The following is a 15,660-nucleotide window of genomic DNA, read 5'->3' as shown; positions in this document are numbered from 1 at the left end:
CCTTTCGGTGCGGGCTACGAGGCCTGGCTGACCGAGCTCATGTTGAAGTCCGCGATCCGCAGCGGCGGCATCGCGGCGCGGCTGAACCAGTCGCTCCACTCGCGGGGCAGGCAGCGCTCGGTGCGGCCGGCCTCGGTGATCCGGCCGAGCAGGTCGACCGGCGACTCGTTGAAGCGGAAGTTGTTGACCTCGCCGACCACCTGGCCGTCCTCGACCAGGTAGACGCCGTCCCGGGTGAGGCCGGTGAGCAGCAGGGTGGCCGGATCCACCTCGCGGATGTACCAGAGGCAGGTGAGCAGCAGCCCGCGCTCGGTGCGGGCCACCATCTCGGCCAGGCTCGGCGCCGCGCTCTGGTCGGCCAGCTCCAGCAGCAGGTTGTCCCCGTGCGGGCGGACCGGCAGGCCGGTCAGCGCCGCGCTGTGCCGGGTGGTCTGCAGCTCGGCCAGTTCGCCGCCGCGGATCCACTCGGTGGCGCCGATCGGCAGCCCGTTGTCGAAGACCGAGCGGTCGTCGCCGGAGGAGTGCGCGAGCACGAAGGGCGCGCTCGCCAGACCGGGCGCCGCCGGGTCCGAGCGCAGCGTCAGCGGCAGCGGGGTGAGCCGCTCGCCGATCCTGGTGCCGCCGCCGGGCCGGCTGAAGACGGTGCGGCCTTCGACGGCGTCCCGGGCCCCCAGCGCCCAGCTCAGCGAGATCATCAGATCGGCCACGGCGGTGGGCGGCAGCAGCGTCTCGTACCGGCCGGCCGGCAGCTCGATCCGGCGCTTGCCCCAGCCCAGGCGCTCGGTGAGGCCGGACTGCAGTGCCGTCACGTCCACGTCCGCGAAGTCGCGGGTGGCGGCGCCGGCCCAGGCGGAGGCGGCGCCCGCCTTGGCGTTCAGCTCCACCGTGCCGGTGGGCTGGTCGTGGCGCAGCCGCAGGCCGGTGGAACTGCCCAGGTAGCTGCTGGTCAGCTCGTGCCGGGCGAAGCCGTAGAGCGCCTGGCCGGCCGTGCGGGCCCGGGCGAAGGCGGCGCCCAGCTCGGGGGCGAAGGCCTCGAAGACGTCGATCGAGGTCTCGGCCGGCGGCGCGGTGAAGTCGGGGCCGGGCGGGCCGGCGGGCAGCAGCGGCTGGGCGTCCTCGGCCGGGCCGGCCGCGCGGGCGGCGGCCTCGGCGGCGCGGACCAGCTCCTCGACGTCGGCCGCGGTGACCGCCTCGCGGGCCAGCACGCCCGTGGCGGTGCCCTCGGCGCCGTCCACGGTGGCGATCACGGTCAGCCGGCGGCCGCGGGTCACGCCGTTGGTGGTCAGGGCGCCGCCCGGCCGGTTGTCCGGGGCCGCCCAGCGCAGGTTGGCACTGGTCTCCTCGTCGACCAGGACCACGCAGCCGTCGGCCCGGGAGAGCTCCAGGGCCCGCTCGACCAGCTCGTGCGGGGGATTGTGCTGACCTGCCATCAGTGCGCCGCCTCCTGCTGCGTGTTGCGGATCTTGACCTGTTCGAAGAGGGCGGTCGGGCTGCCGTGGCCGACCGCCGCGATCCGGCCCGGCTGCGCCTTGCCGCAGTCGAAGGCGCCGGCCAGCTCGCCGTTCTTGATGGCGTAAGCGCGCTGTGCGGTGAACCGGAAGTTGTCCAACTGACTGACCGGGACGCGCGTGTGACGCGTTCTCCCAGCTCAGATGGGGTGAGCGCGGTCGGGCGCAACCCCGGTTCATACCGGATGATACCCGGTGGCAGGTGGGGCGCCGCCCTGGTCAGAAGCCCAGCGCGTCGTACCGGGCGCAGGAGCCTCGCAGGAACAACTCGACTTCGTCGCCGACGATCTCCTCGTGCTTGGCGGTGAACTCGGCTACCAGGCGCATCTGGTAGAGGACGCCGCCTTCGAGCGGGTACAGCCGGGAGTGGCCGGGCGGCGGCGCGCCGGGGCCGATCTGCTCCAGCACGAAGAGGGCCATCGGAGCCGGTTGCAGTCTCGCCAGATCCCGTGGATAGGCGCGCTGCAGGCGCTCCAGGTATGCCTGCACCGTGGCCACGCTCTCGTGGCCGGTGAACGGGCGTTCCATCACATTGCGGAAGAACGCGTTGAGGACGCCGAGGAATGCGGGTCCGGCCAGCGCGATGTCGTTCTCGAACTCCCGTGCCTGCCGGCCTTCGACGAAGATGGCCCGCAGGACCCGGTGCGCTCGGTGGACCGACTCGTCCATGACTGCCTCCCCCTTGATCGGCCCCGGGTTCCGGGGCGACGCTCTGTTCGGTTCCGACCGTAGGCACGGGGCGGATCGCGGGACAGGTCAGTGCGCCGGTCATGGCTGGCCGGTCGCCTCCGGAGCCGGCTGCGGCGGGGTTTCACGGTGGGGGCGGGCGAGGTGGTGCTGCAGGCGTTGGTGGCGGAACTGGTAGACCGCGCCGGCCTGGCGCAGGACGCCGCGCCGGTGGGCGTCGTCGAGGAACGTCATGACGTCCCAAGGGAGTCGGCCGGTCAGCGGCAGCCAGAGGCGTACCAGGACCAGCCACTGACCCCATGCCGTGAAGGCGAGCGCGTAGGCGAGCGTGCCGCCGGCGCCACCGATGGCGCCGATCTCCAGTCCCGCTGCCAGGCCCCAGGTCAGCGGGCCGACTGTGCCCTGGAGGACGTCCACCACCACCTGTCCCACCAGGGCGATGGTGATCGTCAGCAGCGGGGCGAGGACCAGGATCTGGCGGCCGACCGCGATGCGGTTCTCGGCGAGCAGGGTGGTGGGGCTTGCGGCGGAGGTGATGTCGAGCGGTACTTCGAGGGCTGCGACGAGGCCGAAGGCCAGGACGCCGGCCACGCCGAACACGAGGCCGAACACCAGCATGTTGGCGAACAGCTCCTCCATGACGAGGGGGGCCGTGATCGGGAGGTGATAGACGAGGCAGCGTTCCAGATTCAGGGCGACGGCGCATCCGACGCCCATCACGAACCCGCCCATGAGCACGGCCCCCAGCCGGGGGGCGATGTTCCGCAGGGGTGGGTGGCCGGATCCGTTCCGTGCCCCGGGCAGACGTAGCGTGGCGCGGGCGGGTGGGTAGGTCCGGGGGCCGCCGAAGGCGCGGGTGAGCGTGTGGGCGCAGCCGAAGGCCAGCCCCGCCGCCGGGCCGAGGAGGAGGCCGAGGAGGAGGACTTCGCTCGGTCGGATCGGGGAGAGCCAGCCGAGCAGCCAGGTGGCGGCGGAGACGCAGACGGTGCTGGTGAGCACGACGGCCAGGAGCCGTGAGGCTTGGGGGAGCGAGTCCCCGATCCGCCACCAGGCGAGGTCCTGGCGGTCGTGGTCGGCGGTGAGCCCGTGCGCGAGGACGCCGAGCCAGTGTCCGGCGCGCCCGGGGCCGGGGGTGCGGGGCCCGCGCTGCCGGCCGGGCGGGGTGCGTTCGGGCGCGCGGCTGCGGTAGAGGCTCGGCACGAAGCCGGCCAGGAGGTGCTCCTCCACGGAGTGGCTGGTCGGGAAGCGTGTGGAGTCCAGGAGTTCGGCAGGATCGCCATCGGTCGACTCGCTGTACATCGTGCGGGCCAGCGTGATCATCAGCGGCGTGCTCAGGACATCGGCGAGGAGGCGGCCGGCGGGGGTGTCCTGGCACTGCAGTTCCTTCAGGACGCCCTCCCAGCGGGGCTTGTCCAGCGGGTGCGGTCGCGGATCCGTGCGCGTGGTGCCGGTGCGCGTGGTGACGGTGCGCACGGTGCGGGGTAGGTACTGCGCGACGTCGTCGGGGGAGAGGTCGGCCAGTTCGACTCCGCCGGCCCAGGAGAGCGGTACGCCGGCCGTGCGGACGGCCTCGGTGAGCTCCTCGACCCGGCTGGTCAGCACCAGCGGCGTGGAGGTGGCGTTGAGTTCGCGTAAGGCGGCGTCGCGCAGCCCCACGGCGATCTCGTCGAAGCCGTCGAGGACGGGCAGCAGGGCGTCGGAGTGGACGAGGGCCTCGGCCAGCGACCCCGAACCGGTGGGGCTCTGCTGAGCGAGGTAGGGGTGGTCGCGCAGCAGCTGGTCCGTCAGCCAGTCCGCGAGGCCGGCGCGGTCCGGGGACCAGGACCCGAGGCTGAACAGGACCGGTACACGAGGGAAATCGGTCTCGATCAGATCCAACACGAGCCGGATCGCCAGCACGGACTTGCCGGCCCCGGCGCGCCCGAGCAGCACCAGGCGGCCGGAGGGCACGCGCCGGTAGACCTCGGTCACCGTGGCCAGGTCTCCCGCGAGGTCCAGCGGTCCTCGGGTGTCGCCCGGTCCGAGCCGCCGGATGTTGTCCCAGGTGTCAACCAGTTCGGCGCCGGCCGGCCGCCATCGCACCGGAAGCGCGAAGGGGTCGTGCACGCGGCGATGGTCCTCCTCGCGCCGCCAGCGGCGCCTGACTTCGCGTTCCAGCGCGCCCGCTGCCGCCCCGAGCGGGCCGTGAACCTTGAAGGGGGCCGGGAACGCGGCGGCACGGGAGGCAGGGGAGACGCTGACAGGACCCGCGGGGTCGCCGGTGCCGTGCGCCGGGCCGGCGGGCGGCACCACCTGCCCGAGCTCCTCCGGACGCACGCCGAGCGCTGCGGCCAGAAGCCGCAGCGTCGCCACCCGGTGGTCCTTCAGCCTGCCGCTCTCCAGCCTGCGGATGGTGCTGACGCTGACGCCTGAGCTGTTGGCCAACTCCTCCTGCGTGAGCCCTGCTTCGTTGCGCAGGCGCTTCAGGGACGCTCCGATCTCGACCAAGGCCCGCCCATCCTTACTGCGCGGTAAGTACGTGCGCAGAGCCTATCGTGACGACCGGTCACGGATGACCGGTGCATGAACTGTTGACCGGCCGCACCGGAGGTCATGATCGCTTCAGGGTGTCCGGTCCAACGGCACCAGCAGTGAGCCCGGCCCACGCCGCCGCTGCGCGGACATCCGATCCTGCCGTCCCCGGTGGCGGGTCTGCCTTCCGACAGCGGCGACGTCGGGGCGTCCGAGTGGGCCTCAGGTACGGATCAGTGCGTGCGGAGCACGTCGCACGGAGGAGGACAGTCGATGGTTCAGGCCCTGCAGGCGGGAGATCCGCGCGAGGTCGGCGGGTATCAGTTGCTGGGAAGGCTGGGTCAGGGGCGGCTGGGTCAGGTCTTCCTGGGACGCTCCCGCGGGGGCCGGCTCGTCGCCCTGCGAGTGGTCGCACCCGAGTTGGCCGCGGACGCGCGGTTCCGCGACCGGTTCCGGGAGACGGTGACGTCCGTCCGCGCGGTCAGCGGTTTCTACGTCGCGCAGGTGGTGGACGCCGGTCCGGACGACACCCCCTTGTGGCTGGCCGGCGCCTACATACCCGGCCCGTCCCTCGCGGAGGCCGTGGCCGCGCACGGGCCGCTGCCCCACGAGGGTGTACGGGTGCTGGGAGCCGGCCTGGCCGAGGCGCTGGAGGCCGTCCACGCCGCGGGCCTGCTCCACCGCGACCTCACACCCGGCAATGTGATCCTCGCCGGTGACGGTCCCCGCGTGACCGACTTCGCGCTGGCGCACGCCTGGGACGAGGCTCACCCCTCCCGGACGGTCGGCGCGGTCTCGGGCTCGTTCCTGGCACCCGAGCAGATCCGTACCGGCGTGAGCGGGACCGCCTCCGACGTGTTCGCGCTCGGCGGTCTCCTCGTCTTCGCCGTCACCGGGAACCCTCCCTTCGGCCGGGACACCGGCTCCGCCGCACTGCACCGCATCGTCGCCGAGGACCCCGACCTGTCCGGGGTGCCCGCCCCCCTGCTGGGTCTGGTCAGCGCCTGCCTCACCAAGAACCCCGACGATCGCCCGAGGCTTCAGGAGATCCGCCGGCAGCTGGCCGGCTCCGGCTCCACGGCATGGCTCCCCTCGTCCCTCGCGGACATGGTCGTGGACCGGCAGGCGGACGCGGACGCCCGGAACCGGGTCCCGGGTCCGAGTCGCAGGACCGTGCTGGCGCTGGCGGGCGCCGGCACACTCGCCGCCGTCGGCGTCCCCGTCGGCCTCTGGCTCGGATCGCGCGCCGGCAGCTCCCCCCAAGGCCGCCGCGTCACCGGCACGGCGGGCATCACCGGCGCGGCGGGCGGCCACGGGCGCGCCGTGCAGGTGCAGCCGCTGCGGACCATGGGCGTCGGAGCGCAGAGCGATGTCCACGCCCTCGCCTTCAGCCCCGACGGCACGTTCCTCGCCTCCGGCACGGATCAGGGCCAGCTCAACGTCTTTCGCGACCCGGGCGGCCAGGGGGCCGACGCCGTCCTCACCGTGCCCGAAGTGGACAACAGCATGATCAACTCTGTGGCTTTCAGTCGCACCAACCTGCTGGCAGGCAGTTACATGCTGCCGCCCGATTTCAACACCGGGGACATCGCGGGCGACCGCCTCGGCGTCACCGTCTGGGAAGTGACCCCCACCACCGACATCGCGAACTTCAAGAAGGTGATCTCGGTGGTCTCCGGCACCGAGGGGACCACCTTGTCGCTGGGGAACGCCGTCGCGCTGAGTCCGGACGGCCGCCTGCTGGCGCTCGGGCGCAGCGGGCGCGGCTGCGTGGGGAAGGTCCAGGTCTGGGAGGTCGGTTCAGGAAAGCTGCTCGCGAGCCTGGTGGTCGGCCCGGGCGCCGCCAGCGTGACCAGCGCCGTGATGTGCGTCGCCTTCAGCCCGGACGGAGGCGTGCTGGCCGCGGGCTACGGATCGGACCAGCAGAACGGGGTCCAGCTGTGGGACACGGCGTCCTTCACGCCGGTGGCCACGTTCGCGCTCGACCGCACCGAACTGGGCGGCGTCCTGTCCCTGTCCTTCAGCGCCGACGGCCGTACCCTCGTCGGCTCCTACGGAGGCATCGCTATCTGGGACATGACCTCGCACACGCTGAAGGCCAACATCGGCACGCCCGACTCCCGCTACGAGTTCGCGGCCCTCAGTCCCGACGGCACCACCATCGCCGTGAGCGTCGACGGACAGACGGAGGTGACACTGTGGGACCTCCCCACCCGCACCCAGGTCGCCTCGGTCCCCGCGGGCCGCGGCGGCGCCAAGAACCTGGCGTTCAGCCCTGACGGCAAGCTGCTGGCGGCGACCACCCAGACCACCGACCTCCTGGGCGCCGTCGAGCTGTGGAGGGTGAGCTGATGGAGCCACTCGACCCAGCCGATCCTCGCCGGATCGGCCCCTACGAACTGCTCAGGCGGCTCGGCCGCGGCGGGATGGGACAGGTCTACCTCGGGCGCTCGCAAGGCGGCCGCCTGGTCGCGGTCAAGGTGGTGAATCCCGAGTTCGCGCATGACCCCGACTTCCGGCGCCGCTTCGCCCACGAGGTGGCGGCCGCCCGCAAAGTAGGGGGCTTCTACACCGCGCAGGTGGTGGACGCCGACCCGCAGGCCGACCCGCCGTGGTCGGTCACCGCCTACATCCCCGGACCGACCCTTCAGGAGGCCGTCCGCCGGCTCGGCCCGCTGCCGCACACCGCACTCCGGGTCCTCGGATCCGGCCTGGCCGAGGGCCTGGCTGCCATCCACGCCGCCGGCCTGGTCCACCGCGACCTCAAGCCGGGCAACGTCATCGTCGCCGACGACGGCCCCAGGGTCATCGACTTCGGCATCGCCAGCGCGCTGGACGCCGCCCAGCACACGACCACGCTCATCGGCACCCCCGGCTACATGTCGCCGGAGCACGCACGCGGCAGGACCACCGGACCCGCCTCCGACATCTTCGCCCTCGCCTGCGTGCTGATCTTCGCGGCGACCGGGCGGCACCCCTTCGGGGAGGGGCGACCCGAAGCCGTCCTGTACCGGACCATCCACGAGAAGCCCGATCTCGTCGGCGTCCCCGCCGAACTCGCCGCCTTCCTCACCCGCTGTCTCGTCCCCGAGCCCGAGCAGCGCCCCGACGTCTCGGAGGTGGTCCGCCTCCTCTCGACCTCGTCCAATGACACCCAATGGCTGCCCGCCAGCGTCAGCGCGCTCATCAGCGAACGCCGACACGCGACCCTGATCCTGCCGGACCCGCCGGGCACGCCGCCGCCGGACGACTCCCCGGGGACGTCCGGCTCCGGTGGCGAGACGGACCCGTCCGCGCGGCCCGGCCCCAGGCGCCGCCGTCTGCTCGCCACCGGGATCGCGCTGGCCGTCGTCGTCACCGGGGGTACGGTCGCGGCCGTGGCGATGAACCCCCGGCCTCACGCGACACCGGGGTCCACGCAGGGCACGAGCCGCAGCCCCGGGACCGCCACCCCCGCCCGATGGAGCGGCAACCCCTGCGACGTGATCGACAACGCGCTCATCGATCAGTTCGCGCTCACGACCGTGGGAACGGCCGGTGGTTCGTCGACGGGCGGAACGGCAGTCGCCACCTGTGCCTGGAGGAGCGGGCCACCCACCGTCTACGGCGCGGACCTCACGCTCGCGTACTCCCACGCCGCGATCCAGCTCCTGCCCCACCGCACTGCCGTGAATGCCACGGACGTGCACACCGGCCTGATTCCCTCCGCCGTCGCTTACAAGGACCAGGGCAGCGAGAGCTGCGAGGTCGACTGGAGGCTCCGAGACGGGTACGCGGCCGTCCTCTACAGCGTCCCGTCCAACGTCATCGGCGGAGGCGGCTGCGAGACGCCCGCTCAATTCGCCCAGGCCGTCATGCCGAAGATGAACGCGTAGTCCGGGTGACGACCGGGGGCTCGGATGCCCGCTTCTCAGGAGCGCCCGGACTCCTGCACCGTGTTGAGGATGCTGACCCCACGGAACAAGGCCGACGGGCAGCCGTGGGAGACTGCCGCAACCTGGCCGGGTTGGGCCTTTCCGCAGTTGAAAGCCCCTCCCAGGACGTAGGTCTGGGGTCCGCCCACCGCCTTCATCGACCCCCAGAACTCGGTGGTGGTGGCCTGGTAGGCGAAGTCCTTGACCTGGCCGGCCAGCTCGCCGTTCTTGATGGCGTAGGCGCGCTGCGCGGTGAACTGGAAGTTGTAGCGCTGCATGTCGATCGACCAGGACCGGTCGCCGACCAGGTAGAGGCCGTCCCGCACGTCGGCGCAGAGCTCGGCCGTGCTCGGGCCGTCGGCGGCGGGCCGCAGCGAGACGTTCGCCATCCGCTGCACCGGAACGTGCGCGGGGGAGTCGGCGAAGGCGCAGCCGTTGGACCGGCCCAGGCCCTTGAGCCTGGCCATCCGCCGGTCGAGCTGGTAGCCGGTCAGGATCCCGTCCCTGACCAGGTCCCAGGACTGGGTGGCCACTCCCTCGTCGTCGTAGCCGATGGTGGCCAGGCCGTGTTCGGCGGTGCGGTCGCCGGTGACGTGCATCAGCTCCGAGCCGTACCTCAGGGTGCCGAGCTGGTCGAAGGTGGCGAAGGAGGTCCCGGCGTAGGCGGCCTCGTAACCGAGCGCGCGGTCCAACTCGGTGGCGTGGCCGACCGACTCGTGGATGGTGAGCCAGAGGTTGGTGGGGTCGATCACCAGGTCGTGGACGCCGGCCCGGACGCTGGGCGCCTTGACCTTCTCGGCCAGGTACTCGGGGATCCTGGCCAGTTCGTCCGCCCAGTCCCAGCCGGTGCCCCGCAGGTACTCCCAACCGCGTGCGGCCGGCGGGGCCAGCGTGCGCATCGACTCGAAGGCGCCGGTGCGCCCGTCGACCGCGACGGCCTCCAGCTCCGGGTGCAGCCGGATCCGCTGCTGGGTGGTGACGGTGCCGGCGGTGTCGGCGTAGAACTTGTTCTCCTGGACGGTCAGCAGCGAGGCGTCCACGTGCGAGACGCCGTCGGCGGCCAGCAGGCCCGCGCTCCAGTCGGCCAGCAGCGCGGCCCGCTCGGCGGCCGGCACGTCGAAGGGGTTGATCTCGTAGGCGGAGATCCAGGTGACGTCCTGGTGGACCGGCTCGTCGGCCAGCTCCACCAGGTCGCCGCCGCCGGCCGCCTCGCTGATCCGGGCCGAGAGCCTGGCCACCGCGACCGCCTGCTCGGCCACCTGGGCGGCGGCCTGCTCGGTCAGGTCGACCCCGGCCGCGAAGCCCCAGGCGCCGTCCAGCACCACCCGCACCGCGAAGCCCAGCCGCACCGTGTCGGAGCTGCCCGCCGGTTTGGCGTCGCGCAGCCGCAGCGCCGCGCTGCGCACCCGCTCCAGGCGGAAGTCGGCGTGGCCGGCACCGAGTTGGCGGGCCCGGTCGAGCGCGGCCGCGGCCAGCCGGCGCAGCGGCAGGGCGAGGAAGAGCGGATCGATGGGGCGGCCGTCGGGACTGCTGGCTGTCGGCGGCATCGGACTCCCTGGAGGTGACGGGCAAGTGCGGTGAGCGGTGCGGGCCCGCCCTGGGTATGGGAGGCCCGCATCGCATCATGTCCTGCCACTGCCCTTTCGGCCAGGAGATATCGACCCGCTGAACTGACAAATCGTCAGTTCTCGCCGGTGGGAGCCAGATCGGCCCACCAGGGGTCGAGCTCCGGCGGGTCGGCCACCTCCACCCGCTCGCCCGGGCGCGGCACCGCCACCGGCACGCCCTGCGCCTTGGCCTCGGCGAGCAGCCGCTCCACCGGCTCGGCCCACGGGTGCAGGCCCAGGTTGAACGTGCACCAGTGCACCGGGATCAGCAGCCCGCCGCCCAGCTCCTGGTGGGCCAGCACCGCGTCCTCGGGGCTGAGGTGGATGTCCGCCCAGTACTGGTCGTAGGCGCCGATCTGCACCAGCGAGGCGTCGAACGGGCCGTGCTCGGCGCCGATCGCCGCGTAGCCCTCGAAGTAGCCGGAGTCGCCGGTGTAGAAGACCTTGCGGCGCCGGCCGGCGATCACCCAGGAGCCCCAGAGCGTGGTGTTGCGGGTCAGCGAGCGGCCGGAGAAGTGGTGGGCGGCGGTCAGGGTGACGGTCAGGTCGCCCAGGGTGCAGGTCTCGTCCCAGTCCAGCTCGATGATCCGGTGCTCCGGCACGCCCCAGCGCCGCAGGTGGCCGCCGATGCCCAGCGGCACCGCGAACGGCGCCGACTGGCTGCGCAGCAGGCGCTTGACCGTCGACATGTCCAGGTGGTCGTAGTGGTCGTGCGAGATCAGCACCACGTCCACCGCGGGCAGGTCCTCCAGCTCCACCGGCACCGGGTGCAGCCGCTTGGGGCCCACGTGCGCGGAGGGCGAGCAGCGCTCGCTCCAGATCGGGTCGAGCAGTACCCGGGCACCCTCGATCTCGACCAGCGCGGAGGCGTGGCCGTACCAGGTGATCGCCACCTCCTGGGCGGCCGGCCGGTCGGCGGGGCCCGCCTCGCGGATCAGCGGCACCGGGCGGCCGGGTGTGCGGCCGGCCCGCTCGGTCAGGAAGCGGCGCAGCGCGGCCGGGTCGGTCGGCGAGAAGCGCTGCGGCGCGCGGGCCACCGAGGAGGGCGCGTTGTGGAAGGTGCCGTCCGCGAACTGGGGGGAGTTGCGGATCCGGTCGTCGTGCTCGGCGTCGGGGTCGCGCCCGAAGGCGGCGGGGACCTCGCGCAGTGCCCAGGCCGCCGCGCCGATGCCGACGGCCGCGGTGGTCAGGGTGAGCAGCCGGCCCCGGCGCCGACTGGCCTGGGGGTTTGCCTCGCTCATCGGGATGCCGCCCTTTACTGGTGTGTTCTCGGCATTCGGTCGGGGCACAGGCTACGACTCGACCGGCCCGCACCGACAGGGCAACGGGTATCGACCGTTCGGCGTTCCCGACAGCCGGCACCGGTCGGGTGGGGGCGCGCATTGTCGGAATGCGACAGTTCCGGCCCTGATCACCTGTGGAGCCCAGATTCGTCGCGGTGCGGAGGCAACCGATAGCGTCACACTGCGTACGTTCCGGACGCGTCACGCAACCAGGAAAAGGGAGAGGTGGATCGTTGAGCCGCTCGGTTCTCGTCACCGGAGGTAACCGGGGCATCGGCCTCGCCATCGCCCAGGCCTTCGCCGAGGCGGGCGAGAAGGTCGCCATCACCAGCCGCTCCGGCGAGCTGCCCGAGGAGCTGGCCGGGCTCGGGGTGCTCGCGGTGCGCTGCGACATCAACGACGCCGCGCAGGTGGACGCGGCCTTCACCGAGATCGAGGCCGCGAACGGCCCGGTCGAGGTGCTGGTGGCCAACGCCGGCATCACCAAGGACGTGCTGATGCTCCGGATGACCGAGGACGACTTCACCTCGGTGATCGAGACCAACCTGACCGGGACCTTCCGGGTGGTCAAGCGCGCCTCGGCCAAGATGCTGCGGGCCCGCAGGGGCCGGATCGTGCTGGTCTCCTCGGTGGTCGGCCTGGCGGGCTCGCCGGGACAGGCCAACTACGCCGCCTCGAAGGCCGGGCTGATCGGCTTCGCCCGCTCGCTGGCCCGCGAGTACGGCCCGCGCAGCATCACCGTCAACGTGGTCTCTCCCGGCTTCGTGGACACCGACATGACCGCGGTGCTCAGCGAGGAGCGCCGCAAGGAGATCGTCTCGGGGGTGCCGCTGGGCCGGTACGCCGCGCCCGCCGAGGTCGCCTCCACCGTGCGGTTCCTCGCTTCCGACGAGGCCGCGTACATCACTGGAGCCGTCATTCCCGTGGACGGCGGATTGGGTATGGGGCACTGAGCGACATGAGTGGAATTCTCGAGGGCAAGCGGATCCTGATCACCGGCGTGCTGATGGAGTCCTCCATCGCGTTCCACATCGCGAGGCTGGCCCAGGAGCAGGGCGCCGAGATCATCCTCACCGCCTTCCCGCGGCCGAGCCTGACCGAGCGGATCGCCAAGAAGCTGCCGCGGCCCGAGAACGTCAAGGTGCTGGAGCTGGACGTCACCAACGGCGAGCACCTGGACCGGCTGGCCGGCCTGGTGCGCGAGCAGCTGGGCGGCCTGGACGGCGTGGTGCACTCGATCGGCTTCGCGCCGCAGGACGCGCTGGGCGGCACCTTCCTGGACACGCCGTGGGAGTCGGTGGCGACCGCGATGCACGTCTCGGCGTACTCGCTGAAGGCGCTGACCACGGCCTGCCTGCCGCTGATGACCGAGGGCGGTTCGGTGGTCGGCCTGACCTTCGACGCGCAGGTGGCCTGGCCGCAGTACGACTGGATGGGCCCGGCCAAGGCGGCGCTGGAGGCGACCTCCCGCTACCTGGCCCGCTACCTGGGCGCGCAGGACATCCGCTGCAACCTGGTCTCGGCCGGCCCGCTCAAGTCGATGGCCGCCAAGTCGATCCCGGGCTTCGAGCAGCTGGCCGACACCTGGAACCACCGCTCGCCGCTGAGCTGGGACGTCACCGACATGGAGCCGGCCGGCCGTGGTGTGGTCGCGCTGCTCTCGGACTGGTTCCCGAAGACCACCGGCGAGATCATCCACGTGGACGGCGGGCTGCACGCGATCGGCGCCTGAGCGCGCCGCGCATCGCGCACCACGCACCACGCACCAGGCGACCCCCGTCGCGGCCGTTGACCGGTCGCGGCGGGGGTCGTCTGCTTGCGGGCGGCCGCGCGGCCGGCTCAGGCCTCGCTGCCGAGGGTTTCGCTGCTCCGGGTCTTGCCGCTGGGGGCTTCGCTGTCGAGCCGGCCGCACGCGCCGACCGCGGCGGAGGACTCGGTGGAGGCCGCGGCCGCGTCGCCGCCGCGGATGGCGGCCAGGATCTGGTCGTGACCCACATAGCGCTCGGGGGAGAGCACCGGGCCGATGTCCTGGCGCAGGTGGGCCCGGGTGACCTCGCCGAGGTCGGCGTAGAGCGTGGCCAGCACGTCGTTGTGCGCGGCGGCCACCACCGCCTGGTGGAAGGCGGCGTCGGCCTGCACGAACACCTCGGTGTCGCCGCCGAACCAGGCCTCCTCGCGCCGGGCCAGCGCGGCGGTCAGCAGGGTCAGATCCCGCTCGGTGCGCCGGTGGGCGGCCAGCGCGGCCGCCCCGGCCTCCAGCACCGAGCGCAGCTCGGCGACCTGCCGCTGCCCGGCGTCGGCGAACCTGCGGTGCATCACTCCGGCCAGTTCGCTGGTGGCCAGCACGTAGGTGCCCGAGCCCTGGCGGATGTCCAGCAGCCCGTTGTGGGCCAGCGCGCGGACGGCCTCGCGCACCGTGTTGCGGGCCACGCCCAGCTGCTCGACCAGCGCGGCCTCGGTCGGGATCCGGGAGCCGACCGGCCACTCGCCCGAGGTGATCTGGGCCCGCAGCTGGGCGATCACCTGATCGGCCAGCGGAGTGCGCCGGGGCGAGGACAGCGTCATGGTGCTCCTTCGAAGGCTCGACTGGCACCATCCTCTCGCGATGATGGCGCGGAAATTCATCCCATCATTCTATGATGGTGCCCATGCCTTCCGCAGCGGACGCCAGTCCCGCCACCCCGCGCGCCGAACACCCGCCCACCGTCGAGCGGCTGTCCACCCTCGAACGCCCGTCCGCCGCCCAGCGCTCCGCCGCCGGCACGCGCTCCGCCGACACGCGCTCGCGCCGCCTCGGCTGGCTGCTGGCCGTCGCCGTCGCGCTCGCCGCCGTGAACCTGCGCCCGGTGGTGACCAGTCTCGGCCCGCTGCTCCACCCGGTCCGCGCCGACCTGCACATGAGCGCCACGGTGGCCGGGCTGCTCACCGCCGTGCCGTCCTTCTGCTTCGCGGTCTTCGGCTTCGCCGCCCCGGTGCTGGCCCGGCGGTTCGGGCCGACCCTGGTGGTGACCGCCGGGACGGGAGCGATCACGGCCGGCGTCGCCGCCCGCTCCTTCTCCGGCGGTACCGCGGTCTTCCTGCTGCTCACCGCGGTGGCGCTGGCCGGGGTGGCGGTCGCCAACGTGCTGATCCCGGTGGTGATCAAGCGGTACTTCCCGGACCGGGTCGGCCCGATGATCGGGCTGTACTCGATGATGCTGTCGGCCGGCACCGCGCTGGCCGCGGCCGTCACCGTGCCGATGACCAGCGCGCTGGGCGGCAGCTGGCGGCTGGGCCTGGGGGTCTGGGCGGCGCTCGGCGGGCTCGCGCTGCTGGTCTGGCTGATCACTCTGGCGGCGCGCCGGGACGGGCGGCCGACCGCGGCCGCGACCGGCGCCGAGGGCCGGTTGGCGATCACCCGCAGCCGCACCGCCTGGGCGCTGGCCGTCTTCTTCGGCTGCCAGGCGACCGGCGCCTACGCCGTGATGGGCTGGATCTCGCAGATCTACCAGGACGCCGGCGTCAGCGCCGGCACCTCGGGCGTGCTGCTGGCGCTCACCATGGCGATCGGGGTGCCGATCTCCTTCATCCTGCCCAGCTGGGCGGCCCGGCGCGGTGACCAGCGGATCTTCGTGGTGGCGCTGGCCGCCTGCGGCGTGGCCGCCTACCTCGGGCTGATCTTCGCGCCGGCCGGCGGGCAGTGGCTCTGGGCCGTGCTGCTGGGGCTGTCCAACTGCGCGTTCCCGCTCACCCTGACCATGATCGGCCTGCGCGCCAGGACCAGTGGCGGGGTGGCCCAGCTGTCCGCCTTCGCCCAGGGCGTCGGCTACCTGATCTCGATCCCCGGCCCGATCCTGGTCGGCACCCTCTACCAGCGCACCGGCGGCTGGGACCTGCCGCTCGCCTTCCTGACGGTGTTGCTGGTGCCGCAGGTGCTGATCGGCCTGCGGGCCGCCCGGGCCCGCCACATCGAGGACGAGGTGGCGGCCACCCCGGTTTCCGCCTGATCGGGGACGGGTGCGAGACTCGGGCCCATGCCCGTTCTCGAACCCAATCCCACTGACGGCCGCCGCAAGCTGGCGCTGGTCTTCGCGGCGATCGTCGGAATCGTCGTGCTGATCTCGATCATCGCGACGATCGCCCAGTCGATGGGCTGAGCCCGGTGGCGGGC

At 72.8% G+C, this 15,660-nt stretch carries 12 protein-coding genes and 1 pseudogene; 6 read left to right on the top strand and 7 right to left on the bottom strand.

Translation table 11 applies throughout. The annotated features are described in order from the left end of the window. Positions 1-14: 14 nt before the first annotated feature. The 4 genes and pseudogenes from OG455_RS11185 to OG455_RS11170 all read right to left on the bottom strand — a co-directional run bounded on the left by OG455_RS11185 (position 15) and on the right by OG455_RS11170 (position 4,682). Positions 15-1,430, bottom strand: a complete 1,416-nt coding sequence (locus OG455_RS11185; protein ID WP_266292639.1) for a metallopeptidase TldD-related protein — start codon at positions 1,428-1,430, stop codon at positions 15-17. After that, positions 1,430-1,603, bottom strand: a pseudogene (locus OG455_RS11180) (TldD/PmbA family protein); the annotation flags it as partial. The gene OG455_RS11185 and the pseudogene OG455_RS11180, both read right to left, overlap by 1 nt. A 124-nt stretch (positions 1,604-1,727) precedes the next feature. Beyond that, complete coding sequence (locus tag OG455_RS11175; protein WP_266292637.1) at positions 1,728-2,177, bottom strand: hypothetical protein; 450 nt, start codon at positions 2,175-2,177, stop codon at positions 1,728-1,730. 99 nt (positions 2,178-2,276) lie between these two features. Further along, entirely contained in the window at positions 2,277-4,682 is a 2,406-nt protein-coding gene (locus OG455_RS11170; RefSeq protein WP_266292635.1) for a helix-turn-helix domain-containing protein, read from the bottom strand. A gap of 297 nt (positions 4,683-4,979) precedes the next feature. Between OG455_RS11170 and OG455_RS11165 the strand changes: the two genes are divergently transcribed. Beyond that, positions 4,980-7,058, top strand: coding sequence for a WD40 repeat domain-containing serine/threonine protein kinase (locus tag OG455_RS11165; protein WP_266292633.1), 2,079 nt, complete (start codon positions 4,980-4,982; stop codon positions 7,056-7,058). Then, positions 7,058-8,581 carry a serine/threonine-protein kinase gene (locus OG455_RS11160; protein WP_266292631.1) on the top strand — a complete coding sequence of 508 codons (1,524 nt, stop codon included), beginning with the start codon at positions 7,058-7,060 and terminating at the stop codon, positions 8,579-8,581. Before OG455_RS11165 ends, OG455_RS11160 begins: the two co-directional genes overlap by 1 nt. 35 nt (positions 8,582-8,616) lie before the next feature. Here OG455_RS11160 and OG455_RS11155 read toward each other — a convergent pair whose 3' ends face one another. Both OG455_RS11155 and OG455_RS11150 read right to left on the bottom strand, forming a co-directional pair. After that, positions 8,617-10,167, bottom strand: a complete 1,551-nt coding sequence (locus OG455_RS11155) for a TldD/PmbA family protein (RefSeq protein ID WP_266292629.1) — start codon at positions 10,165-10,167, stop codon at positions 8,617-8,619. Positions 10,168-10,301: 134 nt separating this feature from the next. After that, positions 10,302-11,468: an MBL fold metallo-hydrolase gene (locus OG455_RS11150; RefSeq protein WP_266292628.1), complete on the bottom strand. Its 1,167-nt coding sequence runs from the start codon at positions 11,466-11,468 to the stop codon at positions 10,302-10,304. A gap of 275 nt (positions 11,469-11,743) precedes the next feature. Between OG455_RS11150 and fabG the strand changes: the two genes are divergently transcribed. Then, on the top strand, positions 11,744-12,463 hold the full coding sequence (gene fabG / locus OG455_RS11145) for a 3-oxoacyl-[acyl-carrier-protein] reductase (RefSeq protein WP_266292627.1): 720 nt from the start codon (positions 11,744-11,746) through the stop codon (positions 12,461-12,463). Positions 12,464-12,468: 5 nt separating this feature from the next. Continuing rightward, positions 12,469-13,242 carry an enoyl-ACP reductase FabI gene (gene fabI, locus OG455_RS11140; protein ID WP_266292626.1) on the top strand — a complete coding sequence of 258 codons (774 nt, stop codon included), beginning with the start codon at positions 12,469-12,471 and terminating at the stop codon, positions 13,240-13,242. 107 nt (positions 13,243-13,349) lie between these two features. Here the strand turns inward: fabI and OG455_RS11135 are convergent, their stop codons facing one another. After that, positions 13,350-14,075: a FadR/GntR family transcriptional regulator gene (locus OG455_RS11135; protein ID WP_266292624.1), complete on the bottom strand. Its 726-nt coding sequence runs from the start codon at positions 14,073-14,075 to the stop codon at positions 13,350-13,352. 83 nt (positions 14,076-14,158) lie between these two features. Between OG455_RS11135 and OG455_RS11130 the strand changes: the two genes are divergently transcribed. Both OG455_RS11130 and OG455_RS11125 read left to right on the top strand, forming a co-directional pair. After that, positions 14,159-15,496, top strand: a complete 1,338-nt coding sequence (locus OG455_RS11130) for an MFS transporter (RefSeq protein WP_266292622.1) — start codon at positions 14,159-14,161, stop codon at positions 15,494-15,496. 27 nt (positions 15,497-15,523) lie between these two features. After that, on the top strand, positions 15,524-15,646 hold the full coding sequence (locus OG455_RS11125) for an SGM_5486 family transporter-associated protein (RefSeq protein WP_266292620.1): 123 nt from the start codon (positions 15,524-15,526) through the stop codon (positions 15,644-15,646). Positions 15,647-15,660 lie beyond the last annotated feature (14 nt).

This window comes from Kitasatospora sp. NBC_01287, from assembly GCF_026340565.1.
Taxonomy (GTDB): Bacteria; Actinomycetota; Actinomycetes; order Streptomycetales; family Streptomycetaceae; genus Kitasatospora.
Note: the sequence above shows the minus strand (reverse complement) of the source record. Positions and strands in the feature narration are given on the sequence as shown.